Annotated in this window: 19 protein-coding genes, 2 tRNA genes and 2 pseudogenes; 5 read left to right on the top strand and 18 right to left on the bottom strand. The window is 69.2% G+C overall.

The window, feature by feature from the left end:
• Positions 1-38: 38 nt before the first annotated feature.
• Positions 39-115: transfer RNA gene (locus tag RGU41_RS05280), tRNA-Pro, on the bottom strand.
• Between the two features lie 166 nt (positions 116-281).
• On the opposite strand from RGU41_RS05280, the gene RGU41_RS05275 reads away from it, so the two are divergent.
• Positions 282-355 (top strand) — tRNA-Gly (locus RGU41_RS05275).
• Between the two features lie 44 nt (positions 356-399).
• Here RGU41_RS05275 and RGU41_RS05270 read toward each other — a convergent pair.
• The 12 genes and pseudogenes from RGU41_RS05270 to RGU41_RS05215 all read right to left on the bottom strand — a co-directional run bounded on the left by RGU41_RS05270 (position 400) and on the right by RGU41_RS05215 (position 10,172).
• Positions 400-1,542 carry a hypothetical protein gene (locus RGU41_RS05270; RefSeq protein ID WP_322135731.1) on the bottom strand — a complete coding sequence of 381 codons (1,143 nt, stop codon included), beginning with the start codon at positions 1,540-1,542 and terminating at the stop codon, positions 400-402.
• A 54-nt stretch (positions 1,543-1,596) separates the two neighbouring features.
• On the bottom strand, positions 1,597-2,412 hold the full coding sequence (locus RGU41_RS05265) for a sulfite exporter TauE/SafE family protein (protein WP_134447882.1): 816 nt from the start codon (positions 2,410-2,412) through the stop codon (positions 1,597-1,599).
• 27 nt (positions 2,413-2,439) lie between these two features.
• Entirely contained in the window at positions 2,440-3,417 is a 978-nt protein-coding gene (locus tag RGU41_RS05260) for an L-lactate dehydrogenase (RefSeq protein ID WP_134447880.1), read from the bottom strand.
• A 131-nt stretch (positions 3,418-3,548) separates the two neighbouring features.
• A complete protein-coding gene (locus RGU41_RS05255) occupies positions 3,549-4,229 on the bottom strand; it encodes a response regulator transcription factor (protein WP_322135730.1) in 681 nt (226 codons plus the stop codon).
• 4 nt (positions 4,230-4,233) lie between these two features.
• Positions 4,234-4,416 (bottom strand): hypothetical protein, encoded by a 183-nt coding sequence (locus tag RGU41_RS05250; protein ID WP_322137413.1) that lies wholly within the window; start codon positions 4,414-4,416, stop codon positions 4,234-4,236.
• A gap of 306 nt (positions 4,417-4,722) precedes the next feature.
• A pseudogene (locus RGU41_RS05245) lies at positions 4,723-4,797 on the bottom strand (hypothetical protein); the annotation flags it as partial.
• Positions 4,798-5,003: 206 nt separating this feature from the next.
• A pseudogene (locus tag RGU41_RS05240) lies at positions 5,004-5,660 on the bottom strand (sensor domain-containing protein); the annotation flags it as partial.
• Between the two features lie 107 nt (positions 5,661-5,767).
• Positions 5,768-7,258, bottom strand: a complete 1,491-nt coding sequence (locus RGU41_RS05235; RefSeq protein WP_322135729.1) for an amidohydrolase — start codon at positions 7,256-7,258, stop codon at positions 5,768-5,770.
• Positions 7,255-7,935: an FMN-binding negative transcriptional regulator gene (locus RGU41_RS05230; protein WP_322135728.1), complete on the bottom strand. Its 681-nt coding sequence runs from the start codon at positions 7,933-7,935 to the stop codon at positions 7,255-7,257. The genes RGU41_RS05235 and RGU41_RS05230 overlap by 4 nt, the downstream gene beginning before the upstream one ends.
• A 37-nt stretch (positions 7,936-7,972) precedes the next feature.
• Complete coding sequence (locus tag RGU41_RS05225) at positions 7,973-8,971, bottom strand: Fpg/Nei family DNA glycosylase (protein ID WP_322135727.1); 999 nt, start codon at positions 8,969-8,971, stop codon at positions 7,973-7,975.
• A gap of 1 nt (position 8,972) precedes the next feature.
• Positions 8,973-9,506 (bottom strand): ribose-5-phosphate isomerase, encoded by a 534-nt coding sequence (locus RGU41_RS05220; RefSeq protein WP_134447868.1) that lies wholly within the window; start codon positions 9,504-9,506, stop codon positions 8,973-8,975.
• 63 nt (positions 9,507-9,569) lie between these two features.
• Positions 9,570-10,172 carry a DsbA family protein gene (locus RGU41_RS05215; RefSeq protein WP_134447866.1) on the bottom strand — a complete coding sequence of 201 codons (603 nt, stop codon included), beginning with the start codon at positions 10,170-10,172 and terminating at the stop codon, positions 9,570-9,572.
• Positions 10,173-10,358: 186 nt separating this feature from the next.
• Here RGU41_RS05215 and RGU41_RS05210 point away from each other — a divergent pair, with 186 nt between their 5' ends.
• Both RGU41_RS05210 and RGU41_RS05205 read left to right on the top strand, forming a co-directional pair.
• A complete protein-coding gene (locus RGU41_RS05210; protein WP_134561200.1) occupies positions 10,359-11,951 on the top strand; it encodes an MFS transporter in 1,593 nt (530 codons plus the stop codon).
• Between the two features lie 114 nt (positions 11,952-12,065).
• Positions 12,066-13,559, top strand: a complete 1,494-nt coding sequence (locus RGU41_RS05205) for an SDR family NAD(P)-dependent oxidoreductase (protein ID WP_134561201.1) — start codon at positions 12,066-12,068, stop codon at positions 13,557-13,559.
• Between the two features lie 62 nt (positions 13,560-13,621).
• On the opposite strand, the gene RGU41_RS05200 is transcribed toward RGU41_RS05205, so the two are convergent.
• The 4 genes from RGU41_RS05200 to RGU41_RS05185 all read right to left on the bottom strand — a co-directional run bounded on the left by RGU41_RS05200 (position 13,622) and on the right by RGU41_RS05185 (position 16,570).
• Complete coding sequence (locus RGU41_RS05200; protein ID WP_241975419.1) at positions 13,622-14,767, bottom strand: EAL domain-containing protein; 1,146 nt, start codon at positions 14,765-14,767, stop codon at positions 13,622-13,624.
• 5 nt (positions 14,768-14,772) lie between these two features.
• On the bottom strand, positions 14,773-14,964 hold the full coding sequence (locus RGU41_RS05195) for a DUF1059 domain-containing protein (RefSeq protein ID WP_241975418.1): 192 nt from the start codon (positions 14,962-14,964) through the stop codon (positions 14,773-14,775).
• Positions 14,965-15,093: 129 nt separating this feature from the next.
• A complete protein-coding gene (locus RGU41_RS05190) occupies positions 15,094-15,900 on the bottom strand; it encodes a GNAT family N-acetyltransferase (protein ID WP_134561202.1) in 807 nt (268 codons plus the stop codon).
• A 52-nt stretch (positions 15,901-15,952) separates the two neighbouring features.
• Positions 15,953-16,570: a GNAT family protein gene (locus tag RGU41_RS05185; RefSeq protein ID WP_322135726.1), complete on the bottom strand. Its 618-nt coding sequence runs from the start codon at positions 16,568-16,570 to the stop codon at positions 15,953-15,955.
• Between the two features lie 113 nt (positions 16,571-16,683).
• Between RGU41_RS05185 and RGU41_RS05180 the strand changes: the two genes are divergently transcribed.
• Positions 16,684-17,049 carry a VOC family protein gene (locus RGU41_RS05180; RefSeq protein WP_322135725.1) on the top strand — a complete coding sequence of 122 codons (366 nt, stop codon included), beginning with the start codon at positions 16,684-16,686 and terminating at the stop codon, positions 17,047-17,049.
• A 118-nt stretch (positions 17,050-17,167) separates the two neighbouring features.
• Here RGU41_RS05180 and RGU41_RS05175 read toward each other — a convergent pair whose 3' ends face one another.
• Entirely contained in the window at positions 17,168-17,866 is a 699-nt protein-coding gene (locus RGU41_RS05175; RefSeq protein ID WP_174774628.1) for a helix-turn-helix transcriptional regulator, read from the bottom strand.
• Positions 17,867-17,974: 108 nt separating this feature from the next.
• Here RGU41_RS05175 and pepN point away from each other — a divergent pair, with 108 nt between their 5' ends.
• Positions 17,975-20,518 (top strand): aminopeptidase N, encoded by a 2,544-nt coding sequence (gene pepN, locus RGU41_RS05170; protein WP_322135724.1) that lies wholly within the window; start codon positions 17,975-17,977, stop codon positions 20,516-20,518.
• Positions 20,519-20,528: the final 10 nt, after the last annotated feature.

The raw sequence follows: 20,528 nt of genomic DNA, 5'->3' as shown, positions 1-20,528 counted from the left end.
GGTTATCTCCTGTGTTCGATCTGGTTCAGAGGGGGTGATGGTCGGGGCGACAGGATTCGAACCTGCGACCTCTCGGCCCCAAACCGAGCGCTCTACCAAGCTGAGCTACGCCCCGGATATTGTCTCAACCCGTTGGAGTCAGCCTGACGCCACGCAGGTGCACGCGACAGCGGATTGACCTCGGTAAGTCTACTGCACCGACCGGATGCCCATGGCCGGTTCGCGTACGCGAGGTCGCCGTTGCTGTACTAAGGTATTTGAGTGCGCAGTTCGGCACTCTTGGGGATGTAGCTCAATGGTAGAGCCTCAGTTTTCCAAACTGATGGCGCGGGTTCGATTCCCGTCATCCCCTCCATATCCGGTCATTCCCTTTCCGAATCCGGCAGTTGCCCCGGCGCCCTATCGGTTGGCGAGGTAGTTGGCCAGGACGGCGGCCGCAAGCGTCTTCGCGCCGTCCAGGTTGCCGGTCGGCTGCGCGTAGTGCTGCACGAGTACCCAGACACCGCCGGAGAGCACGTCGACCTCGCAGGTGTCCCCTCCGCAGCCGGCGAATGCCTCGTCCCCGAGCCCGGTCACCGCTTCGAACCGGATGCTGGAATTGGCCTGGTTCGGCGGTGACGCGTGCCACACCGATGCAGCGCCCGGCAGCACGGTCACGGACACGCCGCCGGAGAGTGCACCGGCGTCCCCGCTCAACCAGCCGCAGTGGAGAAGGCCTGCCCGGCTTTCTGCGATCGGCTGAACGCCCGATGTGTACGGTCCGGGCACTCCATAATCGGTCGACCGGGAGTCCGCCATGCCCACGGCATCCGCGAGGTCGGCCGCGGCGAGCAGAGCGTCACAGCCGACGCGCGGTGGGGGCGTCGTCGCCGGCACCGCGTCCGCCGTCTGGACGGCCTCCACAACGGTGCGAGCGAAGGTCACGAAGCTCTCCTCGGTGGGTTGCGGACTGACCGTCGCGTTCACCCAGGTGGTTCCCACCAGGATCTCGGCCCGGCAGGAATCGTGCTCCGGCGGGTGGCAGGCCACGTAAGCAGTGTCGCCAAGGTCGACGGGGTGCAGGCCCCGCAGGCCGTCGTCGGAATCGGGTTCACTCGCTGTGAACTCGGCGGCCGAGTGCGGCAGGACCCGGACGCTCACGCGCGGGATCATCCGGCTGCCGTCGTCCGTCAGCGCTCCGGTGCCGTTGTCCGGGGCTGACCAGCTGCAGTCGACCAGGCCGCCGAGGGCATCGGCCGCGTCCTGCACGATGATCTGGGTGGCGCCGCTGCTCGGCTGCTGCTCGGCGGTGGCCCGGGTGGCCTGATCGAAGAGGCTGTTCGTCGGGAGTCCGAGCGCGGCTGCGGCCCGGTCGACCGGCAGGACCAGGCCACAGTCGAGCGCGACGGGCAGGGACGTCGTCGTCGCGGATGCCGTGGGTTCTGGCGAGGCACCCGGAGAGGAACCGCCGGAACCCTGCGTGCACCCGGCGAGCGTCACTACCGCGGTCAGGGCGCAGATCAAAGTTACGGAGCGGACCAGTGCTGAAGCTGCGAGCGTCATGTGAATTCCCCCGCGATCAACCTACTCCGGACTGCTCCCCCGAGGACAGAACTGTCAGGAGTGGAGCATCAGGTTGACGAGCGCGACGACGCCGACGGTCACGATGATCACGCGCAGGAGAGTGGGCGGCAGGCGCCGCCCGACCCGCGCGCCGAGGAGGCCGCCGAGGCCCGCGCCGACGGTGATGAGACCGACCACGGCCCAGTCGATGGAGTCGCGCGCGAACAGGATGAAGATGATCGAGGCCATCAGGTTCACGCCGGTGACGAGGAGATTCTTCACGGCGTTGAGTGACCCGAGCGAGACCGTGGTGAGGATGCCGAGGGCGCCCACCACCAGGATCCCCTGGGCCGCGCCGAAATAACCGCCGTAGACGCCGAGGATGAAGATGCTCACCATGATGCCGACGCGCCGGCCACGACCGCCGGGGATGCCGGCCGCCTCGGCAGTCGGCGCCGCCACCGCATCCGCTTCGCTGGCCGGCGCGGTTCGTGCGGCGATCCGGCGCTGAATCCACGGCCCGACGGCGACGAGGAGGATCCCGACGAGGATGAGGACAGGAACGATGGCCTTGAAGGCGCTGCTGGGGAGCACGAGCAGCAGGGTGGCACCGGCGAGGCCGCCGGCCAGGGCGACAGGGAGAAGGGCGAAGGCGAAACCGCGATGAGCGGCGATCTCGCGCCGGTAGCCGATCGTCCCCGCGACGCCGCCGGCCACGAGTCCGAGGTTGTTGGAGACGTTGGCGACGAGCGGCGGGTATCCCAGAAGCACGAGGATCGGAAAGGTGATGAGGGTCCCCGAACCGACGACGACGTTGATCATGCCCGCGGCGAAACCGGCCGCGGCGATTGCAAATGCCTCTGGCCACATGCCTCCCACCGTAGTGGGGGCCGCGCCCTACTTCAGGCCGAGGGTGTCGAGCGTCGCCCGCAGGGTGTCGGCAGAGTGCTGGAACAGGGCCTGTTCCGACTCGGAGAAGGGCACCTCGATCACCCGGGACACCCCCTCGGCGTTGACGACCGTCGGGACGGACAGGGCGACGTTGCTCACGCCGCGGTAGTCGGTCAGCACAGAACTGATCGGGAGCACGGCGCCCTCGTCGCGCAGCACGGCCTCGACGATCCGGGCACCGGAGAGCCCGATCGCGTAGTTCGTGGCACCCTTGCCCGCGATCACCCGGTACGCGGCGGTCTTGACGTCCTCGGTGATGGCCGCGAACTCGGCCTCGGAGAACTTCTCGCGTCCGTTGGTCACCGGGGAGATGTCATCGGCGACCCATTGGTCGAGCGAGATCGGACCGACCCTGGCCTGGGACCAGAGCGGGAACTCGGAGTCGCCGTGCTCGCCGACGATCGTGGCGTGCACGTTGGCGATCGCAACGCCGACCCGGTGCGCGAGCAACCAGCGCAGGCGGGAGGAGTCGAGAACGGTGCCGGAGCCGAACACCCGGCTGGAGGGAAGTCCGCTGAAGTGCAGCGCGGCGTAGGTGAGGATGTCGCAGGGGTTGGTCACGATCATGTAGACCGCGTCGGGGGCGCGCTTGATCAGCTTGGGCATCAGTTCGCGGAGGATTCCGACGTTGACGCCGGACATTTCGAGGCGGGACTGGCCGGGGTGCTGCCGGGCACCCGCGGTGATCACGACCATGTTGGCGTCCGAGATCATGTCGAGGTCGGCACCGCCGGACACGCAGGACGCGCCGGTGAACTGGGTGCCGTGCGCGAGGTCGAGCACCTCGGCCTCGACCTTGGGCTCGTTGATGTCGTAGAGCACCACCTCGCGGGCCGACTGCCGGATCAGGGAGGCATACGCGAGGGAGGTGCCGACGGCGCCCGCTCCGATGATGGCCAGCTTGGAATTCTCGATTGCGCTCATGGTTCCAGTCTGCCCGCACCAGGACGCGTTCGCACCTGTTTCATCAGATTAAACCGAATTATCTACGTTCAATTCGCCTCTTGGCAGCGGAATACTCAGCGCCGGCGGAATACTCAGTGCCAGCAGAATACTCAGTGGCGGAGGAAGGCGAGGACGGCGAGCACCCTGCGGTGGTCCGTTCCCGAATCGTCGAGGCCGAGCTTCTGGAAGATGGCGGTGACGTTCTTCTCGACGGCGCCGACCCCGATCACGAGCCGGGAGGCGATACTGACGTTGGTGCGCCCCTCGGCCATCAGCCCGAGCACGTCCCGCTCCCGGGGAGTGAGTCTCTCGAGCGGGTCGGTGCGGCGGCCCAGGAGCTCACGGACCACCTGCGGGTCGAGCACCGTTCCACCGGCGTGGATCCGCAGGACGGCATCCTGCAGTTCGTCGAGGGAGGCGACCCGGTCCTTGAGCAGGTAGCCGAGTCCTCCGTCGCCGGCCGAGAGGAGTTCGTGCGCGTAGGTGGCCTCGACGTACTGGCTGAGGAGCAGGATCCCGACTCCGGGGAGCCGGCGCCGCAGCTCGAGGGCGGCACGCACCCCTTCGTCCCGGAACGTCGGCGGCATTCGCACGTCCAGCACGGCGATGTCCGGCCGGAGGCGATCGACGTCGGCGAGCAGTGCGTCCGCGTCGCCATAGGCGGCCACGCAGTCGAACCCGGCCTCGTCGAAGAGCCGCACGAGCCCCTCACGAAGCAGGAGCGAGTCCTCGGCGAGAACGAGCCGGAGCGGAGCCGCGGATGCTGCGCTGGTCTGCTCTGGCGAGGTCACCCGTTCAGGATACGACGATCGAACCTGGCAGGGTTTCGGCCAGCGGGATGTGCGCACCGACATTCGTGGGACCTCCGGCCGGACTGTCGATCGACAGCAGGCCGCGCAGCCCCCGCAGGCGCTCGTCGAGGCCGCACAACCCGTGCGATTCGGTGAGGACGGCCCCACCGATGCCGTTGTCGATCACCCAGAGGTCGAGCCAGGTTGAGTCGTCGTCCGGCACCCGGCGCAGGGCGAGGTGCAGGCGGATGCCGCTCGCGCGGGAGTGCTTGGCGGCGTTCGTGAGGAGCTCGGCCGCGATGAAATATACGCTCCGTTCGATCTCGGAGGGCAGCCGCAGCCCCGGCTCGAGCTGGAATTCGAGAGCGACGGGAATGGTGCTCCTGGCTGCGAGGGACTCGAGCGCGACGGTGAGGCCGCGGTCCTGCAGGATCGGCGGGACGAGCCCACGGGACAGCGCCCTGAGCTCCTCGAGGGTGTCGTGGGCCTGCTCCCGCGCCTCGGCGAGCAGCGCCCTGGCGGCGGCAGGGTCCGTGTCGAGTTTGCGTTCGGCGCTCGCGAGGTCCATCTGCAGGCGCACGAGGCGCTGCTGGGGTCCGTCGTGGATATCGCGTTCGAGGCGGCGGAGGCCGCGGTCCTCTGCGACGACGGCCGCGCCGCGGAGGCGCTCAGGTCGGCGACCTCGCGGGTGAGCGCCTCGGAGCGCCAGGCCCCGAGCATGCCCTGGCCGATGAACCGGTGCACGAGCACGAGGCCCCGGGTGACGTAGGGCAGCGTGGCGAGGAACGCGAGGCCGAGCGCTAGTTCGAGCAGGCTCTCGACGAGGTACGGGTTGCCGACGCCCTGGGTACCCGGCAGAATCAGCTCGCCGAGGCCCAACAGCCCGGTTGCCCCCTCCTGGCCCTGCGGGATCGACCAGCCCCACAGCCAGAAGGTGACCCCGCCGAGGGCGATCGAGAGCCAGACGACGGTGACGGTCCAGCTCACGAGCGAGATCACGAAGTTCACGACCATGCCGTGCAGGAGGTAGAGCCAGTAGTGGCCGCCGACAAGCGGGCCCAGCAGGGTTCGAAGCGGGGTGACCGGCTGGCCGTCACGTTCCCACCGGGGAGGCCGGATGGCCGGTTGGCCGGCCCAGCGCAGGCGGGTCAGCTCCACGAGGCCGAAACCACGCGCGGCATAGAGCGCGGCGACGATCACGAACAGCCCCACGAAGATCGCGACCATACCGACGCCCGTGAAGAATACGGTGCTCAGCACGCTCAGGGCGATGACCGCGACGGGAAGGGCGAGCAGGAGGAAGCCGAGTTCCCGTGGTACCGACCGCCAGAGGCCTCGATAGCCGGGATTTTCGCTCAGAGGGGTCTGCACGGTCTCCAGACTGCCAGATTCCCCGGAGTGCGGGACGGTTGCGGGTGTCCTCGTGGTCATGGTGTCCTCCTTGGTGGATGACTCCAGCCTCGCCGTGAACGCCCGGCGCGCCCATCGGGCCTGCGTCCCAATCGCTGCGGGGGAAAACCCCCGCGGCCCGCATCGGGTCAGAGCGCGCGGTGGGTGAACCGGCCGCCGAGCAGGGTCGCTGCGACGTTCATCCGCCGCAGGTCGTCGAGGGACGCGACGAACGGGTCGGTCTCGCAGACGGCGAGGTCGGCCGGGTCGCCGACCGCGACCCGGTGCCTGCCGCGGGCGGATGCGGCGAGCGCGGCCTGGCGGGACACGCCTTGCTCGGGGTGCCAGGCTTCACGGCCGTCCCTGGTGCGCCCGACCGCGGCGGCGATGCCGACCCAGGGGTCGAGCGGCGCGACGGGCGCGTCGGAGCCGAGCGCGAGTCGTGCCCCGGCGCGGAGCAGGCTCGCGAGCATGAAGGCGCGGTTGGTACGGCCGGCCCAGTAGCGGTCCGCGACGTCGCGGTCGTCGACGGCGTGCTCTGGCTGCACGCTCGCGACGACGCCGAGGGCGGCGAACCGGTCGACATCGGCGTGACTGAGCAGCTGGGCGTGTTCGATGCTTCCCGCACAGCCGAGGGTCTCGAAGGCGTCGAGGGCGATCCGGTTGGCCCGGTCGCCGATCGCGTGAACGGCGGGGTGGATGCCGGACTCGCTCGCGAGGCGCATCCAGCGGAGCAGGTCGTCTGGCGTCACGCTCAGCACGCCGTTGGCGTCGGCGCCCGTGAGCCCCGGGTAGTCGTCGAAGCAGTATGCGGTGCGGGTGTTGAGCGAACCGTCCGTGATGACCTTGTACGGGCCGACGCTGAGCAGACCTCCGGTGCCGTCGATGACGGCACCGGAGCGGAGGCCCTCTGCGACGGCGCGCTCGAGGTGTTCGGTGTAGATGCCGAACTCGACCCGGAGCGAATCGGTGCCTGCGGCGATGCGGCGGCGCCAGACGTCGAGGTTCCAGACCATTTCGAGGTCGACGATGCCGACGACGCCGCGGGCGGCGGCGACCCGCGCCGCTTCGTCGGCCCAGGTGTCGCTGATCGCGTCCGGGACGGCGTCGAGTGCCCGTTCCACCGCGAAGGCATCTTCCTCGCGGAGCAGGCCGGTGGGGTGGTCGCCGAGTCCGCGGGCGGCGAGGGCGGCGGAGTTGAGCCAGACGCTGTGCAGGTCACCGCTGACGAGGACGACGGGGACCGTTCCTGAGACGGCGTCGAGGACGGCGCGGCCGGGGGCATCCGGCCAGAGCCCGTCGCGGAAGCCGAAGCCGATCAGGGTCTCCCCTGTCGTGAGCAGCGGGATGCGCCCCGCGACGATCCGGGCGGCCTCCGCGGCGCTGCCTGCTGTCGACACGTCGAGTCGGCGGGCGATCTGCGCCCACTGGGTGAAGTGCACGTGGTTGTCCCACAGTCCGGGGATCAGCCAGCGCTCGCCGAGGTCGATCGACTCGACGGCAGGACCGTCGCCACCCATGCCGCCCTCGCCACCGAGGAAGCCGAGCCTCGTGACCGTGCCGTCGACGATCTCGACATCGGTGAGTTCGTCGCTCCCGGGCAGTCGGGCGTTCCGGAGGACGAGCGGATCGGGGCTCATGAGCCGTCTCCGGCCCGGGCGGCGCGGGAGAGCCGCCCGTGCGCGCGCCGCATCTCGGCGGCGAGGTTCACGCTCGCGTACGGACCGGTCCCCTCGAGTTCGGAGATGATGCGGTCGACGGTCTCGGGAGGCTTGTTCTGGCTGAGCTTGCTCTTGGCGACCACCCGGGTGACCCGGAGGCGGAAGCCGACGGTACCGGCCGAGATCCGGTCGGCGTACGCCGAGTTCGCGGCCGTCCCGTGCAGGCGGCGCGGTTCGGGCAGGCGCTCCTCGAAGTGATCGACGAGCCGGTCGAGCACGAGCAGGTTCTCCTCGGCGCTGAGGATCTCCGGCGTGCCGTAGAGGTGCGCGGTGATGAAGTTCCAGGTCGGCACGGCCGGGTTGGCGTCGTACCACCCCGGGGACACGTACCCGTGCGGGCCCTGGATGATCACGATCATCTCGTGCTGCCCGAGCTCGTGCAGTTTCTCGTCTGGACGACCCACGTGGGTGACCAGAACGAGCTCGCCGGAATCGGTATCCGTTCCTGAAACGGACTCGTCGAGAAGCATCGGGTAGTGCGAGGCGACGAGATCGCCCGTGCTCGTGTGGCTGACCAGGGTCGCCCACGGGTTCTCCCGGATCAGCCTCCGGATTTCGGCGGGATCGGTGAGCACGAAGCTGGGGGTGTTGCGCATGTTGCGTCCTGTCTGTCTCGCTGGCGGAGGGTGATCTTCAGGCCTGGCAGGTCGGGCACCAGTAGAGCTTGCGGGCGCCCATCTCCTCGAGCAGGATGTGGGTGCCGCAGACCCGGCAGGGCAGGCCCTCGCGCTTGTAGACCCAGTGCCGGTCCGCGCGATTCTTCATCGCGAGCACCCAGTCGGCCCCGGCGAGGTCGTCCATGGTCATCATCTGGCCGGTTTCGACGCCGATCGTGAGCAGGTGCGCCCAGTCCCGCCAGAGACCGCGCACGGTGTCCTCGGTGAGGCTCTTGCCCGGCGCGTGCGGGTTGACCCCGGCCCGGAACAACAGTTCGGCGCGATAGACGTTCCCGATGCCGCTCACCACGGACTGGTCCATCAGGAGCAGTCCGATCGGGGTGGGCTTGCGGCGCACGACGGCCGTGAACCGGTCCTCCGCTGCTGGGCTGTCATCGAGGAGCGGGTCTGGGCCGGCCTTGTCGATGACCGCCTGCACCTCTGCGGCGTCGAGCACCTGGCAGGCGGTGGGGCCGCGCAGGTCCGCGCACACCGTGTCGGTGAGCAGGCGCACCCGCACCTGCCCGACCGGTTCGGGCGGGAAGGTGCCCCGCTGGTCGATCTCCTTCTCCTGCTCGGCCATCCGCACCCGGGTGCGCCGGGGAGCCCCGATGCTCCGGAGCGAGTTCTCCCCCGCGGAGTCGAGGACGGCATCCGCCGGCCCGTCGAGGTCTGTGCCGCGCTGGTTGGTCTGGCCCATCCGGCCGTTGGCGGATGCGATCGTGGCGTCCATCAGGATCTCACCGGCGAAGTCCCAGGCTCCGTACATGCCGAGGTGCACCCGCAGCCAGAGCCCGTTGTCGAATTCGAGGAACATCTGCTTGCCGACGGCGCGCGCCCTGGTCATCACGTGCCCGTCGAGCACGGCGGCGCCTTCGACGAAACGGCCTTGCGGCGAGGACAGCTGCACCCGGTGGCCCACGAAGTTGCGCGCGAACTGCCGGGCGATCCGGTGGACGGAATGACCCTCTGGCACGTCAGCGCGCGCTGCGGGCCGGGTCGACGCTGGACGGGTCGATGCGTGCCGGGTCGACCCTGATGCCGGAGATGGACCGGGTGGTCTCGTATTCGAAAAGCTGGCGGATCCGTCGCGCGTGGCGTTCCTCGCCCGTGAACGGTTCGGCGATGAACGCGTCGATGAAGGAGGTCGCCTCCTCGATCGTGTGCTGGCGGGCGCCGATCGAGATGACGTTCGCGTTGTTGTGCTCACGCGCGAGCCGGGCGATGTCCAGGTTCCAGACCAACGCGGCCCTGACCCCGACGACCTTGTTCGCGGCCATCTGCTCGCCGTTGCCCGATCCCCCGAAGACGACGCCGAGCGCGTCGATGCCCGCGGCCTGGTCGTCGACGACGCCCTGGGCGGCATTGATGCAGAACGACGGGTAGTCGTCGAGCGGGTCGTAGCTCGTGGGCCCGTGGTCGACGACCTCGTGGCCGGCCTCGGTCAGGTGACCGACGAGGAAACGGCTGAAATCGTGGCCGGCATGGTCAGTGGCGAGGTGAATGCGCATGACCCCATACTATTTGCCGTCCCGTGCGATCGCCGTCCTGCTCCCGGCGCCGCCGGCATCCGCTCAGTCGAAGATCGGACCGACCGTGCGGGTTCGCTTCATCTCGAAGAAACCGGGGTACGCGGCCACGGCCACGACGCCGTCCCACAGTTTCGTCGCGGCTTCGCCCCTGGGCGCCGGCGAGATGACCGGGCCGAAGAAGGCGACATCGTTCACCGCGATGACCGGGGTGCCGACGTCCTGGCCGACCCGGTTCATCCCGTCGAAGTGGCTTGCGCGCATCTCCGGGTCGTAGTGGTCGCTGTCGGCCCACGCGGCGAAGTCCGCCGGAAGGCCGACCTCGGCGAGCGCCGCCGGGATGACCTCGTCGGGGTTCGTGCTGCCGCCGGGGTGGATCCGGGTGCCGAGTGCGTCGTAGAGGGCCTTCACGGTCGCCTGCCCGTGCAGCTCCTGCGCCGCCTGCACGAGGCGGGTGTACCGGAGAGCCCGGGGGAAGAACGCGGCGTACTCTTCGCTCACGTCGTTGTCCTCATTGAGCACCGCGAGGCTCATCACCTTCCAGGTGACGTCGAGGTCACGCTGTGAGGCCACCTCATCCACCCAGCGGGAGGTCATCCAGGCCCAGGGGCAGGAGGGGTCGAACCAGAACTTCACGGTGTCCGTCATCGCACCAGCCTAGGTGCACGCACACCCGCATCCGCTCGCTCCGCGAAGGTGAAGAAACCCCTGCCCAGCGTCGGTATCCCACCAAAAAATTCGGTTTGACGGCGTTTTTGGACTAAAATTGCTCGTTATGCCCGAAAAGGGCCAGCTCCACGTCGCGAGCAAGTGATCTCCACGAGAGAAGTTCAAATGCCCAGAGACCGTAGTTTGTCAGACTCTATGCCCGGTGCCAAGCGCGCCATAATCAAGACCAAAAAGCCCCTCCTGCAGCGTCGCCTGAGGGTCTCCCACGTCAACGTCGTCGACCAGCCGATGCTCAAGAAGGCACTCGGCGGAACCATCGTGGGAAACACCATGGAATGGTACGACGTCGGCGTGTTCGGCTACCTCATCACGACCATGGGACCGGTGTTCCTCCCCGAGGCCGACAAGTCGGTCCAGACCCTGTTCCTCCTCGGCACCTTCGCCGCCACCTTCATCGCCCGCCCCATCGGCGGCGTCTTCTTCGGCTGGCTCGGCGACAAGATCGGCCGCCAGAAGGTCCTCGCCATGACGCTGATGATCATGGCCGCGTCGACGTTCGTGGTCGGCATCCTGCCAAACTACGCGATGATCGGCAGCTGGGCCGCCGCTCTCCTGGTGTTGACCAAGCTCGTCCAGGGCTTCTCCACCGGTGGCGAGTACGCCGGTGCCACCACCTTCGTCAGCGAACACGCCCCGGACAAGCACCGCGGGTTCTTCGCGAGCTTCCTCGACATGGGCAGCTACCTCGGCTTCGCGATCGGCGCCGCACTCGTGTCGATCCTGCAGGTCACCCTGGGCCAGCCGGCCATGGAGGACTGGGGCTGGCGCCTGCCGTTCCTGCTCGCCGGACCGCTCGGCCTGATCGCCATCTACTTCCGGATGAAGATCGAGGAATCCCCCGCCTTCCAGGCCACCCTCGACGCCAAGGAAGCAGCGTCACTGGATCCGAACGGCACCGACGCGGCCCCGAACGGCCCGCTGACCATCTTCAAGGCGCACTGGCGGGGCATCCTGCTCGCCATGATCCTCGTCGCAGCAGCCAACACCGTCGGCTATGCGCTCACCTCGTACATGCCGACCTACCTGACGAGTTCGCTCGGGTACGACGAGCTGCACGGCACCCTGCTCACCATCCCGGTGCTCGTCATCATGGCGCTCTGCATCCCGCTGACCGGGCACCTGTCCGACAAGATCGGCCGCCGACCGGTGCTCTGGGTCGGTGCGATCAGCACGGTCGTGCTCTCGATCCCGGCGTTCATGCTGATCGGTGTCGGCGAGATCTGGTCGACCCTGCTCGGTCTTGCCCTGATCGCGTTCCCGGTGACGTTCTACGTGTCGAACCTCGCCTCGGCCCTGCCCGCGCTGTTCCCGACCGAGAGCCGGTACGGCGCGATGGGCATCGCGTACAACTTCGCGGTCGCCATCTTCGGTGGAACCACCCCGTTCATCATCGCGGCCCTCATCGAGGCAACGGGCGACGACATGATGCCCGCCTACTACCTGATGGCCACCTCGGCTGTCGGAGCGGTGAGCATCTTCTTCCTCAAGGAGAGCGCCCAGCGCCCCCTGCCCGGCTCGATGCCGAGCGTCGACTCCGTCTTCGAGGCACGGGAACTCGTCGCCACCCAGGACGAGAACCCGAACCTCGACACCAATGAGATGCCGTTCGACCACACCTATGAGCCGGCGACGAGCTCGATCGACGCCATTCTCCCGGAGCCCGAAACCGAGCCAGAGCGCCACCCGGTCGGCGTCTAGCACCACCGGCATCCGCCCCAGGGGCACGCGGCGTCCGTCCCCTGGGACGGACGCCGCTTCTTCGTCAGGCGGTCCGCCCGGGCGGCGTCCGGGAGCGGCCCGTACTATTGACGGATGACCATCGAGCCTTCCGCAGAGTCCGTGCCCGTCCCGAGCATCGACCCCGGCGACCTCGAGACCGCCCTGCGAGTGCTCGCCTCCCTCGCCGCACTCGACCAGGAAGACCCGGACTTCGTCACCGTCCGGCAGGCGACCGCGAAGATGTTCAAGTCTGTCAAGCAGGTGCGCCGCGGCGAGAAGCGGGCCCTGATCGCGGAGGCCGACCGTGAGGTCATCGCGGCGACCGCGACCGGCGCCCCGACCCGGATCGACGACGAGACCGTCGGCGCCCAGCTGCGCCTCGGCACCGACCGGGCGTCGGCAGGCGAGCTTCTCGTTCCGCGGGCGTGCTACATCTGCAAGCAGAAGTACACCCTCGTCGACGCGTTCTACCACCAGCTCTGCCCGGCCTGCGCTGCGATGAGCCACGGGAAGCGCGACGCCCGCACCGACCTGACCGGCAAGCGCGCACTCCTCACCGGCGGCCGGGCCAAGATCGGCATGTACATCGCGCTGCGGCTGCTGCGGGACGGCGCCCACACCACCATCACGACCCGGTTCCCCCGGGACGCGGTCAGGCGCTTCACCGCGATGCCCGACTCCGGCGACTGGCTGCACCGGCTGCGGATCGTCGGCATCGACCTGCGCGACCCCGCCCAGGTGATCGGCCTCGCCGACTCCGTCGCGGCAGCAGGCACCCTGGACATCCTGATCAATAACGCGGCGCAGACCGTGCGCCGCTCCCCCGGTTCGTACTCGATGCTCGTCGAGGCGGAGTCTTCGCCGCTGCCGGCCGATTCCGTGCCCGAGATCGTCAGCTTCGGCCACACCAACGACGCCCACCCGAGCGCCCTCGCCGCCTCGGTGACGAGCCACCCGATCCTCGCCGCGGCGACCGTGTCTGCAACCGAAGCGCTCACCGCGGACGACCTCACCGCGCTCGCGCTCGCACCCGGCTCGTCCTCGCTCGCCCGGCACGCGGCCGGTACCGCGATCGACGCGGGCGGCCTCGTTCCCGACCTGCACTCCGCCAACAGCTGGACCGCCAACGTCGAGGACGTCGACCCGCTCGAGATGCTCGAGGTGCAGCTCTGCAACACGACGGCGCCGTTCCTGCTCGTGAGCCGTCTGCGGGCCTCGCTCGCGGCATCCACTGCCCGGCGCACGTACATCGTCAACGTGTCGGCGATGGAGGGCGTCTTCGGCCGCGGTTACAAGGGGCCGGGCCACCCGCATACGAACATGGCCAAGGCCGCGCTCAACATGCTCACCCGCACGAGCGCGAAGGAGATGCTCGGCGACGGGATCCTGATGACGAGCGTCGACACCGGCTGGATCACCGACGAGCGGCCGCACCCGACCAAGCTGCGCCTCGCCGAGGAGGGCTTCCATGCCCCGCTCGACCTCGTCGACGGTGCAGCGCGGGTCTACGACCCGATCGTGCGCGGCGAGGCAGGCGAGGACCTCTACGGCGTCTTCCTCAAGGACTACAAGCCCGCAGCCTGGTAGCCCGGGGGCCCGGCTGCACGGCTGCACGGCTGCCGCCGGAGGAGCGGGGCTGTCGACCGCACTCACGACCGGTCGGAACCGGCCACCGCGGTGACCAGACGTTCCAGGCGGGCGATGCCCGTGAAACGGCCGGCGTTGTCGGTCGCGAGGAGCGGATCGAACCTGCTCGTCTCGTCGCGGGTCATCGCGCGCTTGAGTGCCTCGGTGATGGGCGTGTCCAGGTTCACCCTGAGGCCCTGGCTCACGACCCCGAGCCGGGCGGATCCACCGCCGAGCGCCGCCACCGGGCGATGGTGCTCATCAATGAGCACAACGGAGCGCAGCCTCGGTTGTGCGCCGAAGGCGGCGGCGGCTGCTGCGACGCTTTCGACGGTCGGAACGACCTCGAGTACGTCCCGGATCACCGCGGCCGCGCTGGACACTCGTCGCGCGGCGAGGCGGAGCGCCACGTCGACGTCGATCCCGGCCCACGGCGGAGCCGGCCGCGCGAGCACGTAGCCCTGCAGGAGGGGCACCCCGAGGGCGACGAGCGCGTCGAGTTCCTCGACGGTCTCGACGCCTTCCCCGAGCAGCCACGCGTCGACCCGGCCCGCGAAGGTTCCGACCATTTCGACGAGCGCGAGTTTCGCCTCGTCACGATCGAGATCCTGGATCAGGGCCCTGTCGAGCTTGATCATCGAGGGGCGGAGCGAAAGCAGATGCCGCAAGCCGGCATACCCGGATCCGGCGTCGTCGACGGCGATCAGACCGCCCGCCGCACGCACCTCGTGGAGATAGGGCTCGAGGGACAGGTAGGACTCGATGGGCGCCTGTTCGGTCAACTCGATGATCAGGCCCCCGAGGTCACCCTCGTCCCGCCACACCTCGCGGACACTCTCGCACGACAGCAGGTCCGGCGACACGTTGAGGGTCAGGAAGCAGTTCCGCGGCAGGGTCGGGCGCGCCACGAGCGCCGTGCGCAGTGCGAGCACCTCGAGTTCTTCCGCCCGGCCGTGCGCGCGGGCTGCGGCGAACCAGCTCTCCGGGTTCCGCTCGGAGTATCCCGAGAACCTGGTCAGGGCCTCATACCCGACGATCACGCCTCTGGCGGAGTCGACGATCGGCTGGTAGACGCTCGACACACCCTCTCCCCGGCAGGCCGCGGCGAGCATGGAGTCCCAGCCTGCGTCGCCGGGGGCGCGATCGGCCCGAACGCGGTCGGCCGGCACGAGCGTCAGCCGACCGGGACGATGGTGGCCAGCACGGCCTGTTCGAGCTCTGGCGAGACCTCGCTCAATCCGTGCACGGCGGCGGCATGAGCCGACACCTGAAACAGGATTTCGTCATCCGTCGAGCACACCCAACGGGCCTCGCAGCCCGGCACCACATCTCCACAAGCAAACGATTTCACGAGCCCCACCCTCATCTAGATTGCAAGCATAAACGCATCCCGCCGACGGTCGTCGCCGCGCCATGCACTCGGAGACGCAGCCTCTCCGCCCACGATTATGTTCGGAGTGTGCGGCCGTGCGGATTGGATCGCCGGGAACCGGGTTCAGTCGTGCGTCGGGGTCCAGACGTATGGCGTTGTCGTCGTGACGGCCTCGAAGCCGAGGCGCAGCAGGATCGGCAGGCTGTCGTCCGAGGCGTCAACCTGGAGGTAGGGCACGCCGCGGCGGGCGGCGAGCTGCGCACGGGCGGCGACGAGGGCCCGGTAGACGCCCCTGCCGCGCCACTCGGCGAGGGTCGACCCGCCCCAGAGCCCGGCGAAATCGGTGCCGGGCTGGAATTCCAGGCGGGCGGACGAGACGAGCCGGTCCCCCGCCTCGGCGACGATGATCACGACGTCATCGCCCGCTTCCCGCACGCTCGACTCGAGGTCGTCGGCGAGCCAGGCATGGTCCTCGCCCCACACCTCGGTCTGCAGCGCGGCGATCCGCTCGAAGTCCGCTCGAGTCGTGACCCGGCGCAGGGTGATCCCCTCCGGCACTGTCGGGGCGGATGCGAGCGGCCCGGTCAGCCCGATCACGACGGTCTCGCGGTCCTCGGCCACAAAGCCCGCGGCCTCGAGCCGTTCGGGCAGGTCGGCGGGCAGGTCGTGGCTACGCGTCTTCCATTCGACGGGCTCGCCGCGGGCCGCGAAGAAGTCGCGGTGGCGGCGGATCAGGGCGTCGAGGTCCGCGCCACGCACGCCGACGTCCTGCGCCGTCTCGACGAAGCCGCGGGTGCGGCCGACGACCCGCAGCACGGGCCCCTCGAGCTCGTAGACGGGGGAAGCTGGCGGCACAGCGGGCACCCACAGGCGGAGCTGGTCGTCGTAGGCGGAGAGCAGGGCTGCTGCAGATGCGACGGTGGATGTCATTGGCGTCAGCCTACGACGCGGCGCGACCGCCGGCATCCGGTTCGGTCGGCGTTCACGCGCCCGGGGCTTCGGCGAGCGCTGCATACCGGGCGAGCCCCTCGCGGAGGCCGAGGCGCACGGCCGGCCACTCGGCAGCGATGATCGAGAACACCACGGTGTCGCGCACGGCGCCCTCCGGCCCGACGGAGTGGCTGCGGAGCACGCCGTCCTGCTTCGCACCGAGCGCTGCGATCGCGGCGCGGGACTGCCGGTTGTGCCAGTGCGTGCGGAACTCGACCGCGATGCAGTCGAGCTCCTCGAAGGCATACCCGAGCAGCAGCAGCTTCGCCTCCCGGTTGGCGCCGGTGCCCTGGGCGCTCTTTCCCAGCCACGTCGAGCCGATCTCGAGCCGCTGCTGGTCGGGGCTCGGGTGCATAAAGGTCGTCATGCCGACCATGGCCCCCGTCGAGGTCAGGCGGATGCCCCACGGCATCATCTGCCCGGACGCGGCGAGCGCGAGGCGCCGGTCGATCTCCGCGGCCATGGCCTCCGGCCGCGGGACCGCCGTGTACCAGGCACGCCACAGCTCGCCCTCCGCCACGGCGACGGCGAGTTCGGCCGCGTGCTCAGGGGCGAGTGGCTCGAGGGTGACGCGGGTTCCGGAGAGTCGGGGCGCTGCGGCGAATTCCATGCCTCGACCCTATTCGATCGGATTCTGCCGTTAAACACCGACAGGGGGTTGTCGCACGCGGGCTCGAGACTGGCTCCTGCCGGGATGCTCCCGGCCAGACAAGGACCGTACCGATGAACCTCGTATCCGTTCGATTGATCACCGACGACGTGAAGCGCCTTGTCGCCTTCTACGAACGCGCACTCCGCACACCGGCCAGCTGGTCGACCGATGACTTCGCCGAGATACGCACCCCGACGGGGACTCTGGCGATCGGCAGCACGCGGACCGTCGGCCTCTTCGGGCCCGGAGCCGCGCGCCCGGCCGACAACCACACCGCGATCATCGAGTTCCTCGTCGCGGACGTCGACGCCGAATACGCCAGGCTCTCCCCTGGCTCACCGATGTCGTCACCGTGCCAACAACCATGCCCTGGGGCAACCGGTCCCTGCTGGTGCGCGACCCCGACGGTACTCTGCTCAACTTCTTCACACCCGTGACAGCGGACGCCGTCGCCAGGTTCGCCGGCCACGACCGGTAGGGCCGGGCTCAGACTCAGGCCCAGGGCCCTGGCCGCGATGCCGGCGTGTACACCGGCCACCTCCGTGTGCCCGTCGCCTACCCCAGGTCGAGCCGGGTGACGACGCCGTACGGGATGTCCAGATCGTCCCTGGCCAGCGGGCGGGGATCGGGCGTCTCTGCCGTCACCGACACGGACACGATCCGGTCGACGCGGAAGGCGCGCACGCCGTCGCGCAGCCGGCACCAGCCGAGCAGGTACCAGTGCGTCGGCGATCCGACGTAGCCGAGCGGTTCGACGTCGCGCCGGGTCAGGGCGCCTGCCGTGTCCCGGTAGGCGAGGCGCAGCACCCGGCCGGTCGACAGGGCGCTCGCCACGCTGTGCGGAACCGCCGGGAGCGGATGCCCGTCGCCGAGCAGGTGGATGCGCCCGGCCAGCTCCCGTGCGGCACGCGCGTCGTCAGCCTGCATCGCGGCCAGGAGTTTGGGCAGGGCGGAGCGTGCGGCGGCCCGGAACGGCGTTTCCTCGAGCAGTCGGAGACCGACGGAGAGGGCGACGGCCTCGTCCGGGGTGAGGTTCACCGGTGGAAGTGTCCGCCGCTGGTCCAGACAATAGCCGCCGGTGCGCCCGTGCTCGGCCCAGATCGGCACCCCGGACTGTTGCAGTGCACTGATGTCGCGCTCGATCGTGCGCGAGCTGATCTCGAAGCGCCCGGCCAGCCATCCCGCACTGCGTGGGCGTGGCGCGACCGCGCGCAGTTCCTCCACGATCGCATAGAGGCGGTCGGTCCGGTTCACGCCAGCCACTCTAACGGCAGGCACCGACCTTGCCGTCAAGGATCGGTAGGCTTAAGAGACGTGCGACCGGCGCCAGAAGCGCCGGTCGAGACTGAGATGGAGAAAACGTTGCCAGGAGAGAACCTCACCCGGATCGAAGCCCAGGAGCGCGCAGCGCTCGTCACTGTGCAGAAGTACGCGATCAGCCTTGACCTCACGACGGGTCCCGAAACCTTCGCGAGCACCACGACGGTCACCTTCACCGCGACCCCGGGTGCCTCGACGTTCATCGACGCGATCACGCGCACGGTGCACGCGGTGACCCTCAATGGAGTCGACCTCGACCCGTCAAGCGTGAGCGACGGCATCCGCATTCAGCTCGATGGTCTCGCCGCGGAGAACACGCTCACCGTCGTCGCCGACGCCGAGTACACCAACACCGGTGAGGGCCTGCACCGTTTCGTCGACCCGGTCGACAACGAGGTCTACCTCTACAGCCAGTTCGAGGTTCCGGACTCCCGCCGCGTCTTCGCCGTCTTCGAGCAGCCCGACCTGAAGGCAGCGTTCCAGTTCACCGTGACGGCGCCCGGCGAATGGGAGGTCGTCTCCAACTCGGCGACGCCCGAGCCCACGAATGCCGGCAACGGTGCGAAGACCTGGGCCTTCGAGCCCACCCACACGATCTCGAGCTACATCACGGCGCTCATCGCCGGACCGTACGCGGTCATCCGCAGCGCGCTCACCTCGAGCGACGGCCGGATCATCCCCCTCGGCCTGTTCAGCCGCAAGAGCCTGTCCCAGTTCCTCGACTCCGACTACCTCTTCGAGAAGACCCGCCAGGGCTTCGCCTACTTCGAGGAGAAGTTCAACTACCCGTATCCCTTCGACAAGTACGACCAGCTCTTCGTGCCGGAGTTCAACGCGGGCGCGATGGAGAACGCCGGAGCGGTCACCTTCACCGAGACCTACGTCTTCCGGTCCAAGGTCACGGATGCCATCAAGGAACGCCGCGTCGTCACCGTGCTGCACGAACTCGCGCACATGTGGTTCGGCGACCTCGTCACGATGAAGTGGTGGAACGACCTGTGGCTCAACGAGTCCTTCGCTGAGTGGGCCTCGACCATCGCCACTGCCGAAGCGACCGAGTGGACAGAGGCCTGGACCACCTTCGCCGTGATGGAGAAGAGCTGGGCATACAAGCAGGACCAGCTGCCCTCGACCCACCCCGTCGTCGCGACCATCACCGACTTCGATGACGTGCTCGTCAACTTCGACGGCATCACCTACGCCAAGGGCGGATCTGTCCTCAAGCAGCTCGTGGCCTGGGTCGGCCGCGACGAGTTCTTCGCCGGCGTCGCCTCCTACTTCGCCAAGCACCAGTGGGGCAACACCGAGCTCAACGACCTCCTCGTCGAGCTCGAGGCATCCAGCGGCCGCGACCTCTCCGGCTGGGCCGCGAAGTGGCTCGAGACCGCGGGCGTCAACACCCTCCGCCCCGAGATCGCCGTGGACGCCGCCGGGGTCATCACCGGCTTCTCCGTGCTGCAGAGCGCGACCGCCGACTACCCGACGATCCGCCCGCACCGCCTCGCGATCGGGTTCTACGACCTCGTCGACGGGCAGCTCGTGCGCACCCACCGGGTCGAGATCGACGTCGACGGAGAGAAGACGGATGTTGCCGAGCTCGTCGGCCGCGCCCGCCCGGCCCTCGTGCTCCTCAACGACGACGACCTCGCCTATGCGAAGATCCGGCTCGACCCGGCCTCGCAGGAGGTGGCCCTCGAGAACCTCGCCGCCATCGAGAGCCCGCTCGCCCGCGCCATCGTCTGGGGTGCGATCTGGGACGCCACCCGCGACGCCGAGACCGGCGCCCGCGACTTCGTGAGCCTCGTGCTCGGCAACATCGCGAGCGAGACAGAGTCGACCACCCTGCGCACCGTGCTCGGCCAGCTCGTGCTCGCCGCGAACTCTTATGTGGCTCCCGAGTTCCAGGCCTCGACGCTGACCGAGGTCGGCGACGCGCTCTGGTCCCTCGCCCAGCACGCCGAGCCCGGCAGCGACGCGCAGTTCCAGTTCGTGAAGTTCTTCGCCTCCGTCGCCGCCACCGACAGCCAGCTCGCGAGCGTCGCGGCCCTCCGGAACGGAACGGTCCCGCTCGAGGGGCTCGAGATCGACACCGACCTCGCCTGGGAGCTGCTCATCGCCCTTGCCGCCGGCGGCAAGGTCGACGGCGCGGAGATCGACGCGGCGCACGCTGCGGACAACACCGCGACCGGCGCCCAGTCGGCCGCGCAGGCTCGCGCCGCTCTTCCGACCCCGGAGGCCAAGCAGGCCGCCTGGGATTCCCTGATCGAGACGGACACCGCCCCGAATACGATCGTGCGCGTCACCGCGGCCGGGTTCCTGCGCGCGAACGACACGAGCCTGCTCGAGCCGTTCGTCGACACCTACTTCGCGATGCTGCAGCCGATCTGGGTCTCCCGCAGCTTCTCGATCGCGGAGAAGCTCATCATCGGCCTCTACCCGTCCCCGCTCGCCAACCAGGCGCTCGTCGAGGCGACCCGCACGTGGCTCGACGCCAACCCCGAGCCCGTCGCACTGCGTCGCCTCGTGATCGAGAACCTCGCGGGAGTGGAACGTTCCCTCGCCGCCCAGGCACGCGACGCCGAGTAACCGCACCGCG

It is taken from the genome of Cryobacterium sp. 10C3, assembly GCF_034314285.1.
Taxonomy (GTDB): Bacteria; Actinomycetota; Actinomycetes; order Actinomycetales; family Microbacteriaceae; genus Cryobacterium; species Cryobacterium glucosi.
The sequence above is the reverse complement of the archived record's forward strand: the minus strand, read 5'-3'. Positions and strand labels throughout refer to the sequence as shown.